Annotated in this window: 19 protein-coding genes; 3 read left to right on the top strand and 16 right to left on the bottom strand. The window is 41.9% G+C overall.

Annotated elements, in window-relative coordinates; translation table 11 throughout:
* Positions 1-122 precede the first annotated feature (122 nt).
* The 6 genes from glgA to D8785_RS01745 form a co-directional block, all read right to left on the bottom strand.
* Entirely contained in the window at positions 123-1,550 is a 1,428-nt protein-coding gene (gene glgA, locus D8785_RS01720) for a glycogen synthase GlgA (RefSeq protein WP_125374272.1), read from the bottom strand.
* Complete coding sequence (gene glgD, locus D8785_RS01725) at positions 1,550-2,686, bottom strand: glucose-1-phosphate adenylyltransferase subunit GlgD (protein WP_125374273.1); 1,137 nt, start codon at positions 2,684-2,686, stop codon at positions 1,550-1,552. The genes glgA and glgD overlap by 1 nt, the downstream gene beginning before the upstream one ends.
* A complete protein-coding gene (locus tag D8785_RS01730) occupies positions 2,676-3,818 on the bottom strand; it encodes a glucose-1-phosphate adenylyltransferase (RefSeq protein WP_048689275.1) in 1,143 nt (380 codons plus the stop codon). Before D8785_RS01730 ends, glgD begins: the two co-directional genes overlap by 11 nt.
* A gap of 117 nt (positions 3,819-3,935) precedes the next feature.
* Positions 3,936-5,837, bottom strand: a complete 1,902-nt coding sequence (glgB, locus tag D8785_RS01735; protein ID WP_125374274.1) for a 1,4-alpha-glucan branching protein GlgB — start codon at positions 5,835-5,837, stop codon at positions 3,936-3,938.
* Positions 5,838-6,225: 388 nt separating this feature from the next.
* Entirely contained in the window at positions 6,226-7,959 is a 1,734-nt protein-coding gene (ptsP, locus tag D8785_RS01740) for a phosphoenolpyruvate--protein phosphotransferase (protein ID WP_125329618.1), read from the bottom strand.
* 2 nt (positions 7,960-7,961) lie between these two features.
* Entirely contained in the window at positions 7,962-8,225 is a 264-nt protein-coding gene (locus tag D8785_RS01745; RefSeq protein ID WP_006596636.1) for a phosphocarrier protein HPr, read from the bottom strand.
* A 430-nt stretch (positions 8,226-8,655) separates the two neighbouring features.
* Between D8785_RS01745 and nrdH the strand changes: the two genes are divergently transcribed.
* The 3 genes from nrdH (at position 8,656) to nrdF (ending at position 12,248) form a co-directional block, all read left to right on the top strand.
* The gene (gene nrdH / locus D8785_RS01750; protein ID WP_006596951.1) at positions 8,656-8,874 is read left to right on the top strand and encodes a glutaredoxin-like protein NrdH; all 219 of its coding nucleotides are present in this window, start codon (positions 8,656-8,658) and stop codon (positions 8,872-8,874) included.
* A gap of 131 nt (positions 8,875-9,005) precedes the next feature.
* On the top strand, positions 9,006-11,165 hold the full coding sequence (gene nrdE, locus D8785_RS01755; RefSeq protein WP_125374275.1) for a class 1b ribonucleoside-diphosphate reductase subunit alpha: 2,160 nt from the start codon (positions 9,006-9,008) through the stop codon (positions 11,163-11,165).
* Between the two features lie 123 nt (positions 11,166-11,288).
* On the top strand, positions 11,289-12,248 hold the full coding sequence (gene nrdF, locus D8785_RS01760) for a class 1b ribonucleoside-diphosphate reductase subunit beta (RefSeq protein WP_037608336.1): 960 nt from the start codon (positions 11,289-11,291) through the stop codon (positions 12,246-12,248).
* A gap of 150 nt (positions 12,249-12,398) precedes the next feature.
* Here nrdF and D8785_RS01765 read toward each other — a convergent pair whose 3' ends face one another.
* From D8785_RS01765 to D8785_RS01820, 10 genes are all read right to left on the bottom strand, one after another.
* Positions 12,399-13,055, bottom strand: coding sequence for a CPBP family intramembrane glutamic endopeptidase (locus D8785_RS01765; protein WP_048717184.1), 657 nt, complete (start codon positions 13,053-13,055; stop codon positions 12,399-12,401).
* 280 nt (positions 13,056-13,335) lie between these two features.
* Positions 13,336-15,954, bottom strand: coding sequence for an alanine--tRNA ligase (alaS, locus tag D8785_RS01770; RefSeq protein ID WP_125374276.1), 2,619 nt, complete (start codon positions 15,952-15,954; stop codon positions 13,336-13,338).
* 36 nt (positions 15,955-15,990) lie between these two features.
* Entirely contained in the window at positions 15,991-16,473 is a 483-nt protein-coding gene (locus D8785_RS01775) for an LURP-one-related/scramblase family protein (protein WP_125374277.1), read from the bottom strand.
* A 291-nt stretch (positions 16,474-16,764) separates the two neighbouring features.
* Positions 16,765-17,706, bottom strand: a complete 942-nt coding sequence (gene prsA / locus D8785_RS01780; RefSeq protein ID WP_125374278.1) for a peptidylprolyl isomerase PrsA — start codon at positions 17,704-17,706, stop codon at positions 16,765-16,767.
* A gap of 77 nt (positions 17,707-17,783) precedes the next feature.
* Positions 17,784-18,497 carry an O-methyltransferase gene (locus D8785_RS01785; RefSeq protein ID WP_125374279.1) on the bottom strand — a complete coding sequence of 238 codons (714 nt, stop codon included), beginning with the start codon at positions 18,495-18,497 and terminating at the stop codon, positions 17,784-17,786.
* A 1-nt stretch (position 18,498) separates the two neighbouring features.
* Positions 18,499-20,301 carry an oligoendopeptidase F gene (gene pepF, locus D8785_RS01790; RefSeq protein ID WP_125374280.1) on the bottom strand — a complete coding sequence of 601 codons (1,803 nt, stop codon included), beginning with the start codon at positions 20,299-20,301 and terminating at the stop codon, positions 18,499-18,501.
* A 68-nt stretch (positions 20,302-20,369) separates the two neighbouring features.
* Positions 20,370-20,579 carry a hypothetical protein gene (locus D8785_RS01795; RefSeq protein ID WP_123160093.1) on the bottom strand — a complete coding sequence of 70 codons (210 nt, stop codon included), beginning with the start codon at positions 20,577-20,579 and terminating at the stop codon, positions 20,370-20,372.
* 168 nt (positions 20,580-20,747) lie between these two features.
* The gene (locus tag D8785_RS01800) at positions 20,748-21,698 is read right to left on the bottom strand and encodes a competence protein CoiA (protein ID WP_125374281.1); all 951 of its coding nucleotides are present in this window, start codon (positions 21,696-21,698) and stop codon (positions 20,748-20,750) included.
* Positions 21,699-22,012: 314 nt separating this feature from the next.
* Positions 22,013-22,567, bottom strand: a complete 555-nt coding sequence (locus D8785_RS01810; RefSeq protein WP_123160091.1) for a substrate-binding domain-containing protein — start codon at positions 22,565-22,567, stop codon at positions 22,013-22,015.
* 298 nt (positions 22,568-22,865) lie between these two features.
* Entirely contained in the window at positions 22,866-24,155 is a 1,290-nt protein-coding gene (locus tag D8785_RS01820; protein ID WP_125374282.1) for a D-alanyl-D-alanine carboxypeptidase family protein, read from the bottom strand.
* Positions 24,156-24,200: the final 45 nt, after the last annotated feature.

Below are 24,200 nucleotides of genomic sequence, written 5' to 3' on the forward strand. Positions count from 1 at the left end.
TTTCGCATCTTTTATCAACTTATCTTACTCAGATTTCTTCCCTTTTTTGATTTCCTATATTTCAGTAGTAAACTCTTCCTTCCACAAGTAAAAAACGCCTAAATAGGCGTTTTTTATTGATCTTATAATGATTGATAGAGATCAGCATAATGTTGACTAGCTGTATCCCATGAGAAGTCACGGCTCATAGCTTCTCTTTGGAGACCATACCAAGCAGCCTTATCATGAGTATAGACTGTCAAAGCTTGGTCTACAGCCCAGTTTAACCAATAACCAGATAGGTTGTTAAAACTAAAGCCAGTACCACTACCATCAAGCACATTATAGGCCTGTACTGTGTCTCGAAGTCCTCCTACCTCGTGAACCAATGGCAGGGTACCATAGCGCATAGCCATCATTTGAGATAGGCCACATGGTTCAAAACGACTTGGCATTAAGAAGACATCAGAAGCAGCATAAATTTCCTGCGCTAACTGGACATCAAACATAATATTGGCAGAGAGTTTATCTGGATAAGCTTGACCAAACCAAGAAAAGGCATGTTCAAAGCCAGGATCTCCTGTCCCTAAAAGAACGATTTGGATATCCTTTTGTAAGAGGTTATGGAGTTCTTCAACCACTACATCAAAGCCTTTTTGACGAGTCAAACGAGAAACAATCCCAAACAAGGGAACATCATCACGAACCGGAAGTCCGACACGTTCCTGAAGAGCTCGCTTGCTTGCTGCTTTTCCTGATAAATCATCTTTACTGAAATGATAGGTCAAGAGCGGGTCTGTTTCAGGATTGTAGAGGTCAGTATCGATTCCATTCACAATCCCCGTCAATTTACCAGATTCCATGCGCAAGATTTGATCAAGGCCGCAACCATATTCAGCTGTCCTGATTTCATAACTATAACTTGGTGAAACCGTCGTCACACGATCTGCATAGAGGATTCCGGCCTTCATCCAGTTCAAGCATTCCTTCCAACGAAGGGTACCATCTTCGTAGCGCTCAAATCCAACTCCAAACAGATCCCACAACATTCCTGGGTCAAACTGACCTTGGAACTCCAGATTATGAATGGTCAAGACAGACTTAATTCCATTGTAAGCTTGAATCCAACGGTATTTCTCTTTTAGTAGGAAAGGAATCATGGCTGTATGATAATCATGAACATGGATGATGTCAGGAATAAAGTCTACTCGTTCCATCATCTCAAGCGTTGCCAATTGGAAGTAGGCAAAGCGCTCCCCATCATCGAAATCTCCGTAGACATGTCCTCTAAAGAAATATTTCTGGTTATCAATAAAATAGAAGGTAACACCATCACGATGGATGCGTTTCACACCAACATATTCACTTCTCCATCCCACTCTGGTCTCGAAATGTAAAACATCTTCAACTTGCTCGCCAAATTTCGCCTCTACCATGTCGTAATAGGGGAGGACGACACGAACATCATGACCTTTTTTAGCCAAGGATTTAGGGAGTGCTCCAATCACATCTCCCAAGCCCCCTGTTTTTGAAAAGGGAGCTCCTTCTGCGGCAACAAACAATAATTTCATTATCCAATATCCTCTGTAATCACAGCACCTTTTTTAATCACAAGAGGTGCCTCTTTGGTTCCACGAATCGTAACGCCAGTCTCAACCACAACTCCCTTGTCAAGAATCGCATGCTCGACGACTGCTCCCTCATGGACAACAACACCTGGGAACAAGAGACTGCTACGAATTTCTGCCCCCTTATGGAGATGAACACGACGAGAAATGACAGAATCATGCACCAAAGCTTCTACAATACTTCCTGAGGCAAATTGCGAATTCTTAATTTGCGAACCAGGAGCATAGTAAGTAGGCTCTTCATTTTTCACCTTGGTATAAACTTTTTGGTTTGGTGAGAAGAGGGACATGAATTTATTGGTTTCCAACATATCCAAGTTAGCACGATAGTAAGATTCAACTGAATGAATATTGGCAATATAGCCAGTGTATTCAAAAGCGAAGGCACCATGTTCTACTGCTAAATCACGAAGGATATAACGCAATTTTTCTGGATGTTCTTTATGGATTTCTGATTCTAATTTTTCAATCAACCATGGTGTATCCACGATAAAGATATCCGTTGACATATTATAGAGAGCATCTGCATCTGTTCCATCAAACAATCTTTGACCCGTAACATGGTCAGTCTCATCAATCTCCAAGATAGCATTTACGTCAGAGATGTCACGATGATGCATCTTTTTGTAGACGACAGTAATAGGTGCATCAATGGTATTATGCAAATGGAAAACCTGGTTTAAATCAATATTCACCAAGACGTCACAGTTAAGAGCGACTGTTTGATTAGACCCTGAGCGTTTTAAATAAGTTAATAACTGCTCATAGTACTCTTTCCCAACATTAGAGCTTTCAACTGGTGTGTTATAAATTCCAAGGTAGTAGTGGCTCAAAAGAGTTGACAAGCCCCACTCACGACCAGAGCGGATATGGTCAAAGACAGAACTGATATTTTCTTGCTGGAAAATACCAAATACACTACGGATTCCTGCATTAGCGAGGCTAGAAAGCGGGAAGTCAATCAAACGATATTTCCCATCAAATGGCAGACTGGCAACAGGACGATGATCTGTCAATGACGACATATCGTGGAAGCCCACTGTGTTTCCTAAAATAGCTGAATACTTATCAATCTTCATCTGTTGCTACCCCCACTTTTTCGTTATATCCAACGACTTGTACTTCTTCCGTTCCATCGATGACAACACCTTCTGAAACAACTGCTCCTTCACCGATAATAGCACGTTTAATCACAGCACCTTGACCGATAATGGCACCACTCATGACGACAGAATCTTCAACGACTGCACCTTTACGAACTTGTGCTTCCGTAGACAGGATAGAACGTTTTACTGTTCCGTCTACCAAGCATCCATCCACTACCAAGGAATCTTCAATTTGGGCATGTTCGCCAAAGGAATTTGGTGGTGAAATCAAGTTACGAGAATAGATCTTCCAGTGACGATCCCGGCTGTCCAAGGCATTGTTTGGATCAATGTATTCCATATTCGCTTCCCAGAGAGATTCAATAGTTCCCACGTCTTTCCAATAGCCATTGAATTCATAAGCATAGACACTTTCTCCAGATTCAAGGTAAGTTGGAATAACGTTTTTACCGAAGTCAGACATATCGATGTCACTCTTCTCTGCAGCCACTAGCATGTTGCGAAGACGAGACCAGTCAAAGATATAAATTCCCATAGAAGCTTTTGTTGATTTTGGCTCTGCAGGTTTTTCTTCAAATTCGACAATTCGATTGTTGGCATCCGTATTCATAATTCCGAAACGGCTAGCTTCTTTTAAAGGTACATCTAATACAGCTACTGTAAGGCTGGCATTGTGATCTTTGTGAGACTGAAGCATGTCGTCATAGTCCATCTTGTAGATATGGTCTCCAGAAAGGATCAACACATACTCTGGATTGATGCTATCGATGTAGTCGATATTTTGGAAAATCGCATGACTTGTTCCTTCAAACCAACGATTTCCTTCACTTGCAGAATAAGGTTGAAGGATAGAAACCCCAGTATTAATACCATCAAGACCCCAACTGGAACCATTTCCGATATGGTTGTTTAAGGCAAGCGGTTGATACTGAGTAATCACGCCAACATTGTGGATACCTGAGTTGGCACAGTTGGATAAGGCAAAGTCAATAATACGATAACGTCCACCAAATTGCACTGCAGGTTTGGCAATGCTTTGAGTGAGTTTTCCAAGGCGAGTTCCTTGCCCACCAGCAAGGATCAGAGCTAGCATTTCATTCTTCATTGATTACTCCTTTTTGGATTGACGAGACCTTCTTCCCACCTCTGAGGAGAGGCACTGTGGCCTCTTCTACAGACTTAGGAATGGGATCATAGACTGCGATCAGTAGATCACCAACAACTATTTTTTTGTTTTAGACACATTGGAACGAAGTTTTCGTTTCACTTTCCATACACTAGCTCCAAGAGCCGGTAAGGTGAAGGTCAAGGTTTGTGGATAATCTTTCCATAATCCCTCTTGAGTCTTCACTTCCTGGTTGTGCTCTTTCCAGACACCTCCCCATTTCTCTAATTCTGTATTCCAAACTTCTTCATAGACCCCAGCAACAGGGACGCCGACTGTAAAGTCCTTACGCTCTACTGGTGCCATATTAAAGATACATAGCAGATGATTTCCTTTTTTATCCTTACGAGTAAAGGTCAAGACACTTTGATCTCGGTTATCTGCATCAATAATCTCAATACCATCATAGCTATCATCAATTTCCCAGAGCATCTTGTTATCTTTGTAGAATTGATTGAGCTGTGAAGTAAACTCTTGCATCTTGCGGTTCATGTCATCTTCTAGATTGGACCATTCTAGCTGTTCTTCAGACTTCCATTCTAAAAATTGGCCAAACTCTGAACCCATGAAGAGCAATTTCTTACCTGGGTGACAAATCTGATAGGTCAAAAGGTTTCGCAAGCCAGCAAACTGGTTGTAGCGATCTCCCCACATCTTATGCATGAGACTCTTCTTGCCATGCACCACTTCATCGTGAGAAAACGGCAACAAGAAATTCTCGGAGAAGGCATACATAAAGCTAAAGGTCACCAAATTGAAATCAAATTTCCGGTAAATAGGATCTTCCTCGTAGAAGCGAAGGATATCATTCATCCATCCCATATTCCACTTGTAGTCAAAACCTAAGCCACCGTATTCTTCTGGACCAGTAATCTTAGTTCCAGATGAACTTTCTTCAGCAGCCATGATCACATCAGGATGCTCAAGTTTAATCACAGCATTCATTCGTTTAAGGAAATGAATACCCTCATAGTTGAGATTTCCACCATCGATGTTTGGTGTCCATGGTCCACTATCGTAATCTAAGTAGAGCATGTTGCTGACCGCATCGACCCGGATTCCATCCAAATGATAAAACTCAATCCAGAATTTTACACTAGAAATAAGGAAGGATTGGACCTGGTTTTTCCCTAGGTCAAAGTTCATTGCTCCCCAACCATAGTTGTGAGCCCGATGATGGTCCTGATATTCAAAGGTTGGTGTCCCATCATAATAGGCCAAGGCATCATCATTAATCGTAAAGTGTCCTGGTACCCAGTCCACAATCACCCCAATGTTATTCAAGTGACAGGCCTCAACGAAATCCTGAAACTCTTCCGGTGTTCCGTAAGTATGCTCTAAAGCAAAGTAACCCATCAATTGATAGCCCCAACTTAGTCCAAGCGGGTGAGCCATCACAGGCATGAACTCCACATGGGTATAGTTCATTTTCACTAAGTAAGGAATCAAGTCTTCCTTCAACTGAGCAAATGAATAGGGGCTTCCATCTTCATTTCGTTTCCAAGAACCGGCATGAACTTCATAAATATTTACTGGACGCGATCTGAAGCCAAGTTTTCTTCGTCTCGCCATCCATAATCCATCTTTCCATTTTCGTTCAGGGATATCTGTAATGACTGCTCCTGTTCCTGGCCGTTTTTCCATGCGAACCGCCAAAGGATCCACCTTCATCAAGCGGTGGCCATTTTGTCTTGTAACATGGTATTTATAAATATCCCCTACTTGAGGTGCAGTTGTAAAAACTTCCCAAACACCAGCTTCATTTCGCTCCATAGGAATTTCATTTTCTTCCCATTGGGTGAAATCACCTACTAAGTGTACTGCCTGGGCATTTGGAGCCCATACGCGGAAACAATACCCCTCCACACCATCTACTTGCTCTTTATGAGCCCCTAGATAATGTTGAAGATGAAAGTTCTCTCCGGTTCCAAATGTGTACAATGCTTGTTTCGTATCCATTCACTCACCTCTCCTGCCTCTTATGAAAGCGCTTCCTAATAGTATTATTTTACTATAAATAGTTGAAATATTCAAGATTATTTCTTGAATAATGTGATGAAAATTTATGAAAATGATTCAAAACTTCCAAGTTTTCCCTGAAATTTCCTAAAATCAATTCAGAATTGTTCAGCTTTCAAACCATCTTTTCAATATTATACTATAAAAACAATAGTAATTAAACCTATTTCCGAAAATTTTTAGAAAATTTAGATTTTTTATTTTGATATAGCAACATCTACTTTATTTTTGTTCAGCTACTTCATTTACAGGACGAATAAAGTGGCAAAACAAAAAAGTTACCACCTCTATCAAGGTGATAACTTTGTGATCAGACTCTTCAGATCGATTAGTCTACGTTCACGTATTCTTTAGAAAGTTCAAGCACTTCTTCCATTGTTGAACATTCAGTAAGTGCACGGTTAGCGTATTCTTCCATTTTAGCTGTGTCCAATTTCTTCATCAAGCTACGTGTACGAAGGACTGATGTAGCTGACATAGAGAACTCATCCAAGCCCATTCCGACAAGAAGTGGAACAGCCGTTTGGTCGCCGGCCATTTCACCGCACATACCAGCCCATTTGCCTTCAGCATGAGCCGCTTTGATCACGTTGTTGATCAAACGAAGGATAGATGGGTTATATGGTTGGTAAAGGTATGATACTTGTTCGTTCATACGGTCAGCAGCCATTGTGTATTGGATCAAGTCATTTGTACCAATTGAGAAGAAATCAACTTCTTTAGCAAATTGATCAGCCAGCATAGCTGCAGCTGGGATTTCAATCATGATACCTACTTCGATGTCGTCAGCAACGGCAACACCTTCAGCAACCAATTTCGCTTTTTCTTCTTCAAGAATACCTTTAGCAGTACGGAACTCCGTCAACAAAGCAACCATTGGGAACATGATCCGCAATTTACCGTGAACAGATGCACGAAGCAAGGCACGTAATTGAGTACGGAACATTTGGTTACCAGTTTCAGAGATTGAGATACGCAAAGCGCGGTAACCCAAGAATGGGTTCATTTCTTTAGGAAGATCGAAGTAAGGAAGTTCTTTATCCCCACCGATATCCATCGTACGAACGACAACAGGCTTACCGTTCATACCTTCAAGAACCGCTTTGTATGCTTCGTATTGATCATCTTCAGTTGGGAAGTCTTGAGAGTCCATGTACAAGAATTCAGTACGATAGAGTCCAACTGCTTCTGCACCGTTTTCATTTACACCTTCAACGTCTTTAGGTGTACCGATGTTCGCAGCCAACTCGAAGTGTTTCCCATCTGCAGTAACGGTTTTCGCATCTTTCAAAAGAGCCCATTCAGCTTTTTGTTTCGCGTAAGCTTCACCAGCTGCTTTAAAGGCTGCAATTTGTTCTTCACTTGGGTTGATGACCACTTCACCAGTGATTCCAGATACGGCCAAAACATCACCATCTTTTACAAGATCTGTAATGTTGTTTGTACCAAGAACAGCTGCGATTTCAAGTGTACGCGCCATGATCGCTGAGTGACTTGTACGGCCACCAATGTTTGTAACAAAAGCTTTAACGAACTGTTTGTTCAATTGAGCTGTATCTGATGGAGTCAAGTCATGCGCAACCACAATTGCTTCTTCATTGATGGTCGCAGGGTTTGGCAATTTTTTACCAAGCAAGTTTGCAAGAACACGTTTGGTCACGTCGCGAATATCTGCTGCACGTTCTTGCATATATGGGTTATCTTCCATTCCTTCAAAGATGGTGATAAACATGTCTGTAACTTCTTTTAAACCAGCCTCAGCATTCACCTTCTTCGTGCGAATTGTTTCCTTGATCTGACCAACCATTTCAGGGTCAGAAAGAACCATCATGTGAGCATCAAATACTTGTGCTGCTTCCTCACCAAGGCTCGCTACTGCATTCTCCCGAATAAGAGAAAGCTCGTTTTGTGAAGCTTCAAGAGCTGCATCCAAACGAGCTTCTTCTGCATTTGTATCTTCAACTGAGATTGTTTCAAATGACAAGTCGGGTTGAACAAGTAGATATGCCTTAGCAACGGCAACACCATCAGATGCTGCAATTCCTTTAAGCATTTCTGTCATGTTTATGCCAATCCTTCTTTTTCCATTGTTTCAGCGATTGCTGCAAGAGCATCATCAGCGTCAGCACCTTCAGCTGAGATTACAACGTCAGCTCCTTGACCAACACCAAGGCTCATAACACCCATGATTGATTTCAAGTTAACTGATTTACCTTTGTATTCAAGAGTAATATCTGAAGCAAATTTGCTAGCAGTTTGAACCAACAAAGTTGCTGGACGTGCGTGGATACCTGTTTCTGCCACGATGTGGAAATCTTTAGAAGCCATAGTTTGACTCTCCTTTTAAAATTAGTTTTGAGTTATCTGTGATAACCCTTACAATTTGCTATTATATCATCTTCTTCATTATTTTTCAAGATTTTTATCACACACTTACTGAAAATACTTACAGGAAGCACTCAATTTTTCTCTTCTTTTGATCTTCTTTTTTTACTTTCTTCTATTAAATAGATAGAATTAGTTTCATGGACACAGTATATAGAATTTTAGGAAAAAGATAGGAATTCCTTTGACTTTAAAAACCTATATTTTATCACGTTTTCCTTCATTTTCACTAATTCTTACAATACTACATGTTGTGGTATCTTCCAGTATAGTTAATTTATGTGCACAATATTTAGTTAAAACTCTTGACAAGGAAAAACCTTTTGTTTATACTAGATACAGATTTATGAATTTAGAGGAGTTAGATCACATTATGGTGACAATTTATTCAAAGAATAATTGCGTTCAATGTAAAATGACCAAGCGTTTTTTAGATACCAATCACGTTGAATACCGTGAAATTAATCTAGATGAGCAACCTGAGTTTGTAGACCATGTGAAGAACCTTGGTTTCAATGCTGCGCCAGTTATCCAAACGGCAGATGAAGTCTTCTCTGGCTTCCAACCAGCTAAGCTCAAGAAATTATCTTAACATTATCAAACAGGATCTGATTGGTCTAGGGAATGAATAACTGTAGTCCTTGACTACTGTGTTCCCTGGCCCTTTTACTTGTACAGGGGAGCTTGCCTCCCCTTTGTTTTTGAATTAGAAAAAGGAACATTATGGGATTAAAATCACTTGAAGACGTAACCTACTTCCGTCTTAATAATGAAATCAACCGTCCAGTAAATGGTCAAATCATGCTTCATAAAGATAAGGAAGCCTTGGATGCTTTCTTCAAAGAAAACGTTGTGCCAAATACCATGTCTTTTGATTCAGTAATGGATAAAATCAGCTACCTTATTGAACACAACTATATCGAGACAGCCTTTATCAAGAAATATCGTCCAGAATTCTTAGAAGAACTTTATCAATTTATCAAAGACCAAAAATTCCAATTCAAGTCCTTCATGGCTGCCTATAAATTCTATAACCAGTATGCTCTAAAAACAAATGATGGTGAATACTATCTCGAAAGCATGGAAGATCGTGTCTTCTTCAATGCTCTCTATTTTGCAGATGGAAATGAAGATATCGCCAAAGACATCGCAAACGAAATCATCCACCAACGCTACCAACCAGCTACTCCTTCTTTCTTGAATGCTGGACGTGCCCGCCGTGGGGAATTGGTTTCTTGTTTCTTGATCCAGGTAACTGATGATATGAATGCGATCGGACGCTCTATCAACTCGGCCCTCCAACTTTCACGTATCGGTGGTGGGGTTGGAATCTCCCTCAGCAATCTTCGCGAAGCTGGTGCACCAATCAAGGGCTATGAAGGAGCCGCTTCTGGGGTCGTGCCAGTCATGAAACTCTTCGAAGATAGCTTCTCTTACTCTAACCAATTGGGACAACGCCAAGGGGCTGGTGTAGTTTACCTCAATGTCTTCCACCCAGATATCATCTCCTTCCTTTCTACTAAGAAGGAAAATGCCGATGAAAAAGTTCGTGTTAAGACCCTTTCACTTGGTGTCGTCGTGCCAGACAAGTTCTACGAGTTGGCTCGTAAGAATGAAGAAATGTACCTCTTCAGCCCTTACTCTGTAGAGCGTGAATACGGAGTGCCATTTAACTACATCGACATCACTGAAAAATACGATGAGTTGGTTGCTAATCCGAACATCCGCAAGACAAAAATTAAGGCCCGTGATTTGGAAACTGAAATTTCTAAATTGCAACAAGAATCTGGTTACCCATATGTAGTTAACATCGATACTGCTAACCGGGCAAACCCTATTGATGGAAAGATCATCATGAGTAACTTGTGTTCAGAGATCCTCCAGGTTCAAGAGCCAAGCTTGATTAACGATGCTCAAGAATTCATTAAAATGGGGACTGACGTCTCATGTAACCTTGGTTCAACCAACGTGGTTAACATGATGACTTCACCTGATTTTGGTCGTTCGATTCGTGCCATGGTTCGTGCTTTGACCTTCGTTACAGATAGCTCTCATATCGTTGCTGTTCCAACAATTGACCACGGAAATAGCCAAGCTCATACCTTTGGTCTTGGAGCCATGGGACTTCACAGCTACCTTGCCCAACAATTGATCGAGTATGGATCACCTGAATCTGTTGAGTTTACGAGCATCTACTTCATGCTCATGAACTACTGGACTCTCGTCGAATCAAACAACATCGCACGTGAACGGGGCGTTACCTTCCACAACTTTGAAAAATCAGACTATGCCAACGGTAGCTACTTTGATAAGTACACGACCGGAGAGTTTGTTCCAAAATCTGATCGCGTCAAAGAACTCTTTAAGGATATCTTCATTCCTAGTGCAGAAGACTGGGCTGAACTCCGCGATAAAGTCAAGGCAGATGGTCTTTACCACCAAAACCGCTTGGCTGTCGCACCAAATGGTTCTATCAGCTACATCAATGACGTATCTGCTTCTATCCACCCAATCACACAACGGATTGAAGAACGCCAAGAGAAGAAAATCGGTAAGATCTACTACCCTGCTGCTGGTTTGTCAACAGAAACCATTCCTTACTACACTTCTGCCTACGACATGGATATGCGAAAAGTCATCGACGTCTATGCTGCTGCAACTGAGCACGTAGACCAAGGACTTTCACTCACGCTCTTCATGCGTAGTGATATTCCAAAAGGGCTTTACGAATGGAAAACTGAAAACAAACAAACCACTCGTGACTTGTCTATCCTTCGCAACTACGCCTTTAACAAGGGAATCAAGTCTATCTACTACGTCCGTACCTTTACCGATGATGGTGGAGAAGTTGGCGCGAACCAATGTGAAAGCTGTGTCATCTAAGACACTCTGATCCATTGCTACCAAAAAGTCGGTTCGCCGACTTTTTGTGCGGTATTCTAACAATTGTGTTAGAATAATAATGATTGTATGATCGAATGAATTAGAAAAAGAAAGAGATTTCAAATGGAAACTTACTACAAAGCCATTAACTGGAATGCCATCGAGGATGTCATCGATAAATCTACTTGGGAAAAGCTAACCGAACAATTCTGGTTGGATACACGTATTCCTTTGTCAAACGACTTGGACGACTGGAGAAAGCTGTCTAACAAGGAAAAAGACCTTGTTGGTAAAGTTTTTGGAGGTTTAACCCTTCTCGATACCATGCAGTCTGAAACGGGTGTGCAAGCCCTTCGTGCGGATATTCGTACTCCTCATGAAGAAGCTGTCTTTAACAACATCCAATTCATGGAATCTGTCCATGCTAAGTCTTACTCTTCTATCTTTTCTACCTTGAATACCAAGTCAGAAATCGAAGAGATTTTCGAATGGACCAATACCAATCCCTTCCTTCAAAAGAAGGCAGAAATCATCAACGAGATCTACCTCAATGGCACTCCTCTAGAAAAGAAAGTAGCCAGCGTCTTCCTTGAAACCTTCCTCTTCTACTCTGGTTTCTTCACACCGCTCTACTATCTTGGAAACAACAAATTGGCCAACGTGGCAGAAATCATCAAGTTGATCATTCGGGACGAATCTGTTCACGGAACCTATATCGGCTACAAGTTCCAACTTGGATTTAACGAATTACCAGAAGACGAACAAGAAAAACTTAAAGAATGGATGTATGACTTGCTCTACACCCTCTATGAAAACGAAGAAGGCTATACAGAGAGCCTCTATGACGGTGTAGGTTGGACAGAGGAAGTCAAGACCTTCCTTCGCTACAATGCTAACAAAGCCCTCATGAATTTGGGACAAGATCCCCTTTTCCCTGACTCAGCGGATGATGTCAACCCAATCGTCATGAACGGGATCTCAACCGGTACATCCAACCACGACTTCTTCTCTCAAGTCGGAAATGGTTATCTTCTCGGTGAAGTAGAAGCCATGCAGGATGACGATTACAACTATGGCCTATAAGACAAAAACCTTTCCAGATGGAAAGGTTTTTTTGTTTTTTTATGCTAAAAATTAGCCTTGCTGCAGAAGAAACTATCTCAAATAAACAAATCAGTCCTTTCCAGATTTGGAAAGGGCTGATTTGGTAGGTATGTTAGTCCCCATTCTTCTTTATTGAAGCAAGAAGATAAGGAGAGAAGCGATCAGGTTATTTGCTATATGCAGGGCAATGGCATAACGAATATCTTCCTTAGTCAGATACGCTAAAGCGAAAATTGAACCCATTATAAAGTAAATTAGAAATTGCCCTAGACTAGACGGAAGATGGAGAAAAGAAAATAAACTAGAAGAAAGAGCAATATAGAGCAAGGTCTGTCCTAGGGTTTCCTGCTTTGAAAATAGATACTTGGCCATTAAGCCTCTAGTTATGAATTCTTCAATAATGGGAGCAATAAAAATAATATAGAAAAAAACGAAGGCAGGAAATAACTCCAAGAAAAACTCAATACTTCTTTGATTATTAGACGATTCACCCGAGACCAAGGCTTGAAGAGCAATAAAGGCAACTAATAATCCAATGGGTAACCATATCGTGGACGTCAGTTTGGTCTTTTTAACCTCAAGTTTCCAACCCTTTTGGTACCATTTCCACAAACCAAAAATATAGAGAGCAGATACCAAAGCGAATATCAAGAGAATGAGAAGCTCGGAACCTCCCTCAACGAGAACATTCAAGCAACTAGCAAGAATCCTCGAAAATAAAATAAAATGAGAGAAGACCACCAAGGCATACAAACCAACATTTTTCCAGATACTGTTCCCCTTCATACAACACTCCTTTTTCCTTTCGATTCCTATTCCAAGTCTATTTTTTAATTCAATTATCTACTTTTGATTATTTATTATGCTGTCAAACTTAGGATTTTTATGAGGGCCTCGGACTGCACCTTCAAATCGACAATGGAGCAATATCTAAGACACTTCCTTTTTCCTATATATTTATTGTAATGTATTTATCAAAAATTACAAGTACTTCTTAAAAAGTTTTTACAAAGATTTAACAGTTTACCATACAAAAAGACCTACCCGAAGGTAGATCTCTTGTTGCTTACAATTTAGTTGCTACGGCATCCAATAATTCTTGGATTTTCGCTTGGTTGCTTCCTCCTGCCATGGCCATGTCTGGTTTACCACCACCACGTCCATCAACGATTGGAGCCAATTCTTTAACCAAGTTACCTGCGTGGATGTCTTTTGTCTTGCTGGCTACGAGAAGGTTGACCTTGTCACCGATTGCTGCGACAAGAACAAGCACGTCAGAGTAATCTTTTTGTTTCCAGTTATCCGCAAAGGTACGAAGGGCACCTGCATCTGATACAGAAACTTGACTAGCAATGTAACGGTGGCCGTTTGCTTCTTGAACATGTTTGAAGACATCACCTGCCGCTGCTGCTGCAGCTTTTTCCTTCAATTCAGCATTTTCTTTTTGCAATTGACGGAGCTGCTCTTGAAGGCCTTCAACCTTATGAGGAACTTCCTTGAGTTGAGGTGCTTTCAAGGTTGCTGCGACTGCTTTCAGTGCATCTTCTTGTTCACGATAAGCTTCGAAGGCTTCTTTACCAGTCACTGCCAAGATACGACGAGTTCCTGATCCAATCCCTTCTTCTTTGACAATCTTGAAGAGGCCAATCTCAGAAGTATTGCCAACGTGGGTACCACCACAGAGCTCCACTGAGTAGTCACCGATGGTCACAACACGGACTTCCTTACCGTATTTCTCACCAAAGAGGGCCATAGCACCCATATCTTTAGCTGTATCAATATCAGTCTCAACAGTCTTAACTGCGATCGCTTCCCAGATTTTTTCATTGACTTGCTGTTCAATAGCACGCAATTCTTCTGGAGTTACAGCTTGGAAGTGAGTGAAGTCAAAGCGAAGGAATTCCACTTCATTAAGTGAACCTGCTTGAGTTGCATGGTGGCCAAGGATATTGTGAAGAGCCGCATGGAGCAAGTGAGTGGCTGTGTGGTTCTTCATGACACGGTGACGACGATTGCTATCGATCGCCAAAGTGTATTCTTGGTTCAAAGCAAGTGGAGCATGAACTTCAACGGTATGAAGTGGTTGGCCATTTGGTGCTTTTTGAACGTCTGTCACTGTCGCTACGACGTTACCCGCAACATCCAAGATTTGACCGTGGTCAGCAACTTGTCCACCCATTTCAGCGTAGAAAGGTGTTTCCGCAAAGATCAGAGAGGCAGTTCCTTCGGATACAGCTTCTACTTCTGCATTGTCCGCTACAATAGCCACTAACTTAGAAGACAATTGGCTAGCATTGTAGTTGAAGACACTCTCAACAGTGATGTTTTGAAGAGTTTCGTTTTGCATCCCCATTGATCCGCCTTTGACAGCAGATGCACGCGCACGTTCTTGCTGCTCTTTCATGGCTGCTTCAAAGCCTTCATGGTCTACAGTCATTCCAGCTTCTTCAGCAATCTCTTCTGTCAACTCCACTGGGAATCCATAAGTATCGTAGAGTTTGAAGACATCTTGACCAGCGATAACCGTTTGGCCTTTTTCTTTCAAGTCTGCTACGATACCTTGAGCAAAGTGTTGACCTGAGTGAAGGGTACGCGCAAATGACTCTTCTTCGCTCTTGACGATTTTCTCAATAAAGTCACGTTTTTCAAGCACTTCTGGGTAGTAGCTTTCCATGATTTTTCCAACAGTTGGAACCAGTTTGTAAAGGAAAGGCTCGTTGATACCCAATTTTTGACCGTGCATAGAGGCACGACGGAGGAGACGACGAAGGACATAACCACGACCTTCATTTCCTGGAAGGGCACCATCCCCAATCGCAAATGAAAGCGAACGGATATGGTCAGCGATGACCTTAAAGCTCATGTTGTCGCCATCTTGGTCATAAACCTTACCAGACAATTTCTCCACTTCACGGATGATTGGCATGAAGAGGTCTGTTTCAAAGTTTGTCTTAGCCCCTTGGATCACCGCCACCAAACGCTCTAAACCAGCGCCCGTATCAATGTTCTTGTGTGGCAATTCCTTGTACTCGCTGCGTGGTACAGCTGGGTCAGCGTTAAATTGTGACAAGACAATGTTCCAGATTTCGATGTAACGGTCGTTCTCGATATCTTCTGCAAGCAAGCGAAGTCCAATGTTTTCGGGGTCAAAGGCTTCTCCACGGTCAAAGAAGATTTCTGTATCTGGTCCAGAAGGTCCAGCACCGATTTCCCAGAAGTTGTCTTCGATTGGGATCAAGTGACTTGGGTCCACGCCCACTTCGATCCAGCGGTTGTATGAATCTGTATCATCTGGATAATAAGTCATGTAGAGTTTTTCTTTGGGGAAGTCAAACCATTCAGGACTTGTCAAAAGTTCATAAGCCCAAGTAATGGCTTCGTCACGGAAGTAATCCCCAATTGAGAAGTTTCCCAACATTTCAAACATGGTATGGTGACGCGCCGTCTTCCCTACGTTTTCAATATCGTTGGTACGGATGGCTTTTTGCGCATTGGTAATCCGTGGGTTTTCAGGGATGATAGTCCCGTCAAAGTATTTTTTAAGGGTCGCAACCCCTGAGTTAATCCACAATAGGGTTGGGTCGTTTACTGGAACCAAGCTAACAGATGGTTCTACTGAGTGACCTTTGGTCGCCCAGAAATCAAGCCACATTTGGCGGACTTGTGCACTAGATAATTTTTTCATGTTTTCTCCTCTATTTATTGTTTTCTATTGATCGGCTTAGGAGCCATTCTCCATCATTTCTACATAGTCAATGGCAAGACACAAGGAAATCACAAGATTGGCATATTCCTCTTCATAGACGGATACCTGATAAGTCGAAGTTAAGGTAAAGACTTGCTTGCTAATCTCTGCAACCAGCTGGTCGCGATCATCCAATAACTTGAAATCCAAATCCCAGATATTGCCTTCGATGCGTAGTCCTAAATTAGAAATATCGTACTTATCACGGAGTAAGGTTAGTTTTTTACGGATGAAAAAACTGGAGCCATCCGCTAATTCTACAGTGAATTGGGGTAAGAGGCTAAAAGGCTTCTTCGTGATATGGCTTACCTTCTGGCCTTCCACATCAAATACCGTAAAGGTCTTGGGAATTTTCAAAAATGAACCTTCTACCTGGTATTCCACCATTCCCAGATCATTTTTGATGTCAAAGCGTTCCCCTCCAAGTCGAAACTTTTGTTTGACCAGATACGTTTTCATCAGTTTCCTCCTGCAAATCCTTATGAAAACCTTTCTCTTATTAGAAAGGATCTCCGGTAGAAGATGCTAAAAAAAAGACAAGCTCACTAACGAAGGGCGAAAAACCGCGGTACCACCTTCATTCAATGAACTTGTCATTCTTCATTCGATTATGTAATTGTTCTATTGAGTAGCAAAATCATTCCTCTTCCGTGGCTCGCNCCCCCGCCACTTCTCTGCATCTGATTCTAAATGATTTATTCTCAACTATCTCATTATACAGATAAATACAATGCTCGTCAACTAATATCCTTATTTAGAAGATGAGCTGCCTTCTGTTGTTGCACCAATATTTTGCATGTATTGGTTGAAGGTTGCCTTGAAGGCATCATCTTTCACCTTGATATTGGCATTTGTCATTGCTTTGGCGATGATGCTACGGATAAAGTTGGCATCATTTTTACGTCCTGCCGTCAGAATTTCTTTCAAGCGTTTTTCGTATTTCTTCCAATCTGATCCTTTTTCTTCCTTCTTGGTTACTTTCACAATATAGTAACTACCAGCGTTGTTTTGACTAGCAGGAACAATGACAACATCAGAAATACCATTTACATCAAGCTTAGATGCTGCTTCCTTAACACGGGTTGGAACAGTTGTTGTTCCAGAGTCAAATTTAATTTCTCCACCCTTATCTTTGGTGCTAGCATCTGTAGAGTTTTCTTTGGCAATTTGTGCAAAGTCTGCACCTTCAGCTTTTACACTTGCAAGAACTTCATTGGCTTTTTCTTCTGAATCCAATTTAATCACATTTGCAGTGATTTCTGGTGTATAGCTTTCAAAGGCTTTTTTGTAAGCTTCGTCTGTCAACTCTTTTGAAATAGCTTGGTCAACTGCATACTCTAACAAAAGGTTACTACGGATTTGTTGTTTGTTGGTTTCTTCTGTTAAACCTTGTTGTGTGAGGTAGCTTTTGAAGGCTTCACCCAATTGTTTTTTCTGCTCATCAACTTTTTTCTCAACATCTTTGTCTGAAACTTTTGAACCGTATTCTTTTTCAAAGACTTTATTAATGGTCATTTGGAAAAGATATTGTTGTGCACCTTGGTTGTTTTTGATTTCATCATAGAAATCACCAACAGTGATCGTGTCACCCTTCATTGTGACGATATCTTTGTCACTGCCACCTTTTGCACAAGCTGCTAGCGTTACAACAGATAAAAGGGTCACCGCTCCAGCTACAAATTTTTTCTTCATATTTATTTCTCCATTCTAAAATTCACTGCTACTATTTTACCACAAATTCAACAGGATAACTTAAATAAGTCTAAAAACTACTCTTCTTTCGGCAAAGAAATCTCTTCCTGATTTTTACGAATCATAAGAATACCATCTCCTAGGGGAATCAGACTGGTCGTCAAGCCAGGATGGTCCAAAGTGGCATCAAAAAGACGTTGCAAACCTCGATAGATGGTGCGTTGTCCACGACGAACTTCCATAATATCACGCGCCACATCTCCTCCTTGGAAGATATCGTCCAAAATGACTACTCCCCCAACTTCCAATCGTTTGAGAACTTCTGGAAGAAAGACGATGTACTTAGACTTAGCCGAATCCATAAAAATCAAGTCAAAGCGTTGCTCAATATGCTCCAGCAGGTCCACCGCATCACCCTCTAAAAGAGTGATTTGCTTGCGCTGGTCAAAACGAGCAAAGTTTTCCTTGGCAAAACCAATCATTTCCTCGTTGCGATCAATGGTCATAATCTTTGCATCCGGCACTTGCTCTGCCATCAAGAGGGCCGAAAAGCCGATTGCTGTCCCGATTTCTAAGATCGACTTGGGTTGCATGGTCTGCAAAAAGAGACGGAAGAAAGCAACCGTTTCATGAGGGATGATGGGAATATTCTCCCGACGAGCAAATTCTTCTAGCTCCTTTAAGGCATCCGTAACAGGTGCTTGGCGCTCCCGCATGAAGGAGACAATTTCCTCCTTCACAACTGGGCGGCGCATATTGTGGTTGGCATTCTTACTGTAAGACTCAACCATCTTAGGCCAATCCTAATTTTTCAACCAGTGCCTCAAATTCATTGAGACGACGTTCAAAGACTTCAAAGGCTGCATGGAGGTAGTCTTCTTTTTCCATATCGACACCCGCCTTGCGGATCACGTTGAGTGGATAATCCGAATTTCCAGCCTTCAAATACTCTAGGTATTTATCCTTATCTTCCTGTGTTCCATGAACGATTTTCTCAGCCAAGGCAGAGGCTGCTGCAAAACCAGTTGAATATTGGAAAACATAGTAGTTATAGTAGAAATGAGGAATGCGAGCCCATTCGTATTGGATTTCTGGGTTGTCTTCTTTTGAAAGACCATAGTATTTCTCATTCAAGTCCGCATACAGTTCATTCAAGAATTCGCTGGTCAAGACTTGTCCTTCTTGGTCAGCCTTGTGAATCGCATGTTCAAACTCAGCAAACTGGGTTTGACGGAAGACCGTACCACGGAAACCATCCAAGAAGTGGTTGAGAATAGCAAAACGGGTTTCATCATCTTCTACTTCTGCTAACAGTTGCTCAGTCAAGATATTTTCATTGGTTGTGGAAGCTATCTCAGCAAGGAAGATCGAATAGTCCCCATAGACATAAGGCTGGGTTTCACGGGTATAGCTAGAGTGCATACTGTGGCCTGTCTCATGCACCAAGGTGAAGAGATTGTCCAATGTATCTTGCCAGTTCAACAACATAAAGGCATTGGTGTCATACGATCCACCTGAATAGGCACCTGAGCGTTTTCCTTGGTTGACATGGACGTCGATCCAACGTTCAGTAAAGGCGCGATTCACGCGGGATAGGTAGTCATCACCAAGCACCGCCAAAGCTTGCTCAGACTTGGCAAGGGCTTCTTCATAGGTAAACTTGTAATCGGTAGAAGATAATGGTGTGTAGACATCATACATCTTCAAATCTTCAATTCCCAAAATTTTTGAGCGGAGTTTCACGTAGCGTTGCAAGAGTGGCAAGTGTTTGTTAACCGCTTCTACCAAACTATCATAGACGCTTTCTGGGATAAAGTTAGCAGAAAGAGCTGCCTCACGCGCACTTGAGAATTTGCGAACCTTGGCATTGTAATTGTGGACCTTGACGTTGGTCTGAAGGGTCTTAGCATAGGTGTGTTGGTACTGTTCGTAGACACCATACAAGGCCTGGTAAGCTTCCTTACGGACTTGGCGGTCCTTAGACTCTACCAAAGAAATATAGTTTCCATGGGTCAACTGCACTTCTTGGCCTTGGTCATCCTTCACCATCGGGAAGACGATATCTGCATTGTCCAAGATCTCAAAAGTTTCACCTGCCGCAGCAAAGATTTCACCTGCTCCTGCTAACAATTCTTCTTCTTTTTGAGAAAGGACATGCTCTTTGGTTTTGAGCAATTTATCAAAGTAATGAGCATAAGCTTCTAAGGCAGGGACTTCTTTCAAGAAGTTAGCGTATTGCTCTTCAGTGATCTCCATAAATTCTGGTTCGTAGAAGGCAAAGGTCTCCCCTAAAAGGCTGTATAGGGACATGGCTTTTGATTGGAATTCTTGGTATTTGGCTACGCGCGTGTCCTGGTCATTCTTCATATGGGCGTATACATAAACCTTTTCCAAACGACGGCTCAAGTCCAAATAAACTTCTGTGGTTTCTAATAGGTTGGCTGGAGAAGACAATAAAGAGCCTGCAAAATGGGCAGCATCTTTAATAGCTGCAGCTAAAGCAGTTGCTTCTTCTTCCCATGCTTGGTCTGTCGCAAAAATGGTCGACAAATCCCATTGGTATTTTTCATCAATTTCATTTCGTTGTTTTACCATTACAAAAATCCTCCAATGCTTCTATTCTAACATAAAAAGCACCTAGATTATTATCTAAGTACTTATTTTTATACAAAATGCACTTCTTGACCTTCCGTCAACATTTCTGCTTTTGAAATCAAGACCTCTGAAAAAATGTTCGTCGGAGCTCCCACAACTTTATAGTAATTTTCAAAATCAACGGTCAAAAACTTGCCCACTACTCCGGATTCGGGGACATTCTCGTCTAAATTGATAGACGTCCCGAAGGGTAACTGTAAAATATGTTTAATCTTCATATTTTTTCAATTCCTCCTTCCAATACTTCAGATTCTTCTTTGTTTGTTCGCTTTCGTTTTTAGGTATATTATACCTCTTTTCTAACTAAAGTAAATAGTTTTGCGCGTCTATTTCAGCTTTTATTCTGCTGAAATATTAACATTTGGGGGTATTTGATTGACAGAAATTTAAGCTTTCCAGTTCTGATAAAAACGAGGTGAATAAAGAGTCTGCGTCGCTTTCATTCCAGTTGAACGATAGTAGGTCATAAAGTTCTGATAATAGGCTTGCCAGTCTCCCCTAATCTGAATAAAATTCCTAGACTTCAGTGGCCGACACAGGGGATAAAAGGCTTCCAAGTCCAACTCCAGGAGATGCTTTCCTTTCAGATAGAGTTGTTCTTGGAGGGCCATCCACTTAGGATGCCGGTAATACAACTGCTGACGAAGATAGTCCTTAAACTGTCTGTCTAGAGAGACCGTCATTCGTTGCAAGCCTTGTTGGGCATAGGGGGTCCGCAAAACATCTAACAAATTCCCACCATAAAAAGGAAAATGTTGAGTCCGATAATGAAGACGCCCTCGCAAGTCTTGATGAAGCAGATAGTGGAGCCGGACTTCCTGCTGCTCTAGATCCAACTCCCAGAGATGAAAGCCCCTATTTTGGCTAAAATAGACAAAACCTTCTTGCAGAGCTGACAGGCTTTTCTTGAGCCATAAGTTTTTCCCTAGCAACCAGTAAACTTGATAACCATGCTTGCGATAGGCATCGCTCCGTTCTTTTAAACGCTCCATGGACAAGGAACTACATTGCACTTCTAAGGCAAGCTTTTGATCTGGAAGGAGAATATCCGCAATCTGTTGGAAAACCTGCAGAGAACTTTCTACTTCAGCATTGGAGTGTTGCTTGGCCCATTGATAAAGTGCCAGCTTTAACTCCAAATGCTCTGGACTCTCCGTTTCATGATGGAAGGGGCAAGCTTCTAGGTTGACGTGGGCAAAATGCGGACGCATCACAGGCCCTTTCTTTAAGATGACTTCCTTTCCACACAGGAGACAGAAAAAGGGGCCCTCCTTTTTCATCGGAACCTTCTCCAAACAATTCCAACGCTGTTGCTTTGCATCAGTTGCAATAAACATATCATCACCTCCACTTATATAATTCGTAATAGAGGACAAATATAAGGCGGGGTAAGAAAAAAGAGGATGGGACAAAAGTCCTAGCCTCTCAATTGTCTTTGGATTGTCGAGCAAGACGCAGTGGTTGAGTGGGCTCTACTACGCTGATTTCATCAGCTTTTACAGCCCTACTCAACTATGCGGAGGTGGGACGACGAAATCGAATTCTAACGAATTACCGATTTCTGTCCCACTCTCTGTTTAGATATGATTTTACTTACGTGTAAAGCGAATGTTCATCCATCCTAGACGAGACTTTACATAACGTCCCCCGCTTATTGATCTGACTCACTCGTTTTCTCGCCTGATGCCGGATCGGGAGTTTCCGATGATGGGGAGGTCCCATTTTCAGATGCTTCAGCTTGTTTTCGAGCCGTTTCGAATTTTTCGACAATGGTTGCACGAGTATCTTCTGGGACATCGGTATCTTCAGGTCCTATCGTATCCATGAATTCATTAAAACGGGCCTTGCTCGTTTCCATTTTCTCCTTCAAGTCTTTCAGGTAAGTCTCATAGGTCTCTTTTGCAGAGCCCGTGAGGGATGCTCCTGCTTCTTCCGAATGAGCAACTGTTCGGTCCGTCATCAAAGCATAGAGAGCTTTAAAATCCCCAACCGTTCTGGCATTTTCAAGTTCCTCATCTGTATACAAAACAAAAGGAGACTCTGTGGATCCTTTCAAGCTGGTCACTTTCTTGCCCTGAGAAGCGCTAGAAGACTGGGTTGTTTTCTGAACTGACTTTTCACTGGACGAGGTCCCTTCTTGATTCGAGCAGGCTACTAGCCCAAGCGCTCCCAATAAAGCAGCCATTGATAATAGTCTTTTTTTCATTCAATCTCTCCTTTTTATCATTCCACTACCATTCTAGCATCAAGCCAGGTTACCGTCAATTCATACCTGTTCCCTAATTCTTTTAAAAAAGACCAGAGATTAGTCTATCTCCGGTCTATAAAGGCTGGGACAAAAGTCCTAGCCTCTCAATTATCTTTGGATTGTCGAGCAAGACGCAGTGGTTGACTGGGCTCTACTACGCTGATTTCATCAGCTTTTACAGCCCTACTCAACTGTGCGGAGGTGGGACGACGAAATCGAATTCTAACGAATGACCGATTTCTGTCCCACTCTCTTTTTATTTTCTCTTATATCTTATGTTAAAGAAAATTCTTAGGAAAATGAAGGGAAGGAAGCAAAAAAGCCACATTGGATCCCAGCCTTTTTGACGCGTGCTAGTGGACTTCTGATGGGACGCCTGTACTGCGCTTACAGCCTGTGTTTGCTGAATAGACGGAGAAACAGTTTGCAAGCCATTTGCAATTTGTAGCTGGCCATTTTGAACACTGACCTCTGGATTGGTCCCTCTTTTCACCGTAGCATAGAAAGGTTTTTCTATGTGATAGGTTTGCCCCTGAATGGTGTGATCCCCCGCCGGCAGCACCTCTTTGTATTCATAATCCTGATAGAGTCTTTCAATCAGGGCATTTCCAATGACGTGGCGCAGGCTCTCTGCAATCTCCACATCGTAATGGCCAACTCCCATAATGACTTGAACAAATCGCTGGTTCCCACGGTTAACCGTCAAGGTGTAATTATAATCTGCAGTCGGACTAGATCCAGTCTTCAGACCATCCGCTCCCTTAAGAGAATACCTTCCACCTTCTAAGGAATAATTATAATTCTCATGCGTTTCTTCATAATCTGTCCCTTGGAAGAGGGTAATCTTGGCATTTTTGGTGTAGTTGAGGATTTCAGGGAACTCATTGACCATGTGATAGGCCAAAATAGCCATATCTCTCGCTGTTGTTTGGTTAATGGCATTTTGATCATAGCGTGTCGGATTATAGTAGCCATCCAAGACTGCAGTTGGGGCACCATTAGGATTGTTCCACTTGGTATTGGTCATTCCAATTTCCTGAGCCCGCTGGTTCATCAAATCCAAGAATTTATCCGGATCTCCTCCAGACACCTTATTGGCAATCATGATGGTAGCAGCACTTGAAGAAGGAACAAAAATCATATTTAGGAGGGTTGATACCTTGTATTTAGCACCCGCCACAATCGGACTATTGCTCAACTTCTGATTTTGAGAAATAATCACATCTGTATCTGTCGCGGTAATTAGGGTGTCATAATCCAGTTGCCCTTCTTGAATGGCTTTCAGAAGAACATAGACAGACATCAATTTAGCCATGCTACCGGAGTCACGAGGTGCATCAATATTATCTCCATAAACAATCGCTCCTGTGTGAGCATCAACGACAATATCTGCCTTGGGACGGAAAAATTCATCCACCGATGTCCCTGATTTTTCTGTGATCGACATGATGTCTTCTTGTTGGTAAAGATCATCCGCCTTTGCTAGCAGTGGGGAACATAGGCAAGCAAGGGAAAGTGTCGCAAATAAGGCACGTTTAAACTTCATTCTCTCTCATTTCTTTCATCATCATCGTTCTCCATTATAGCATAA

Source organism: Streptococcus australis (assembly GCF_003943615.1).
GTDB classification, from domain to species: domain Bacteria; phylum Bacillota; class Bacilli; order Lactobacillales; family Streptococcaceae; genus Streptococcus; species Streptococcus australis_C.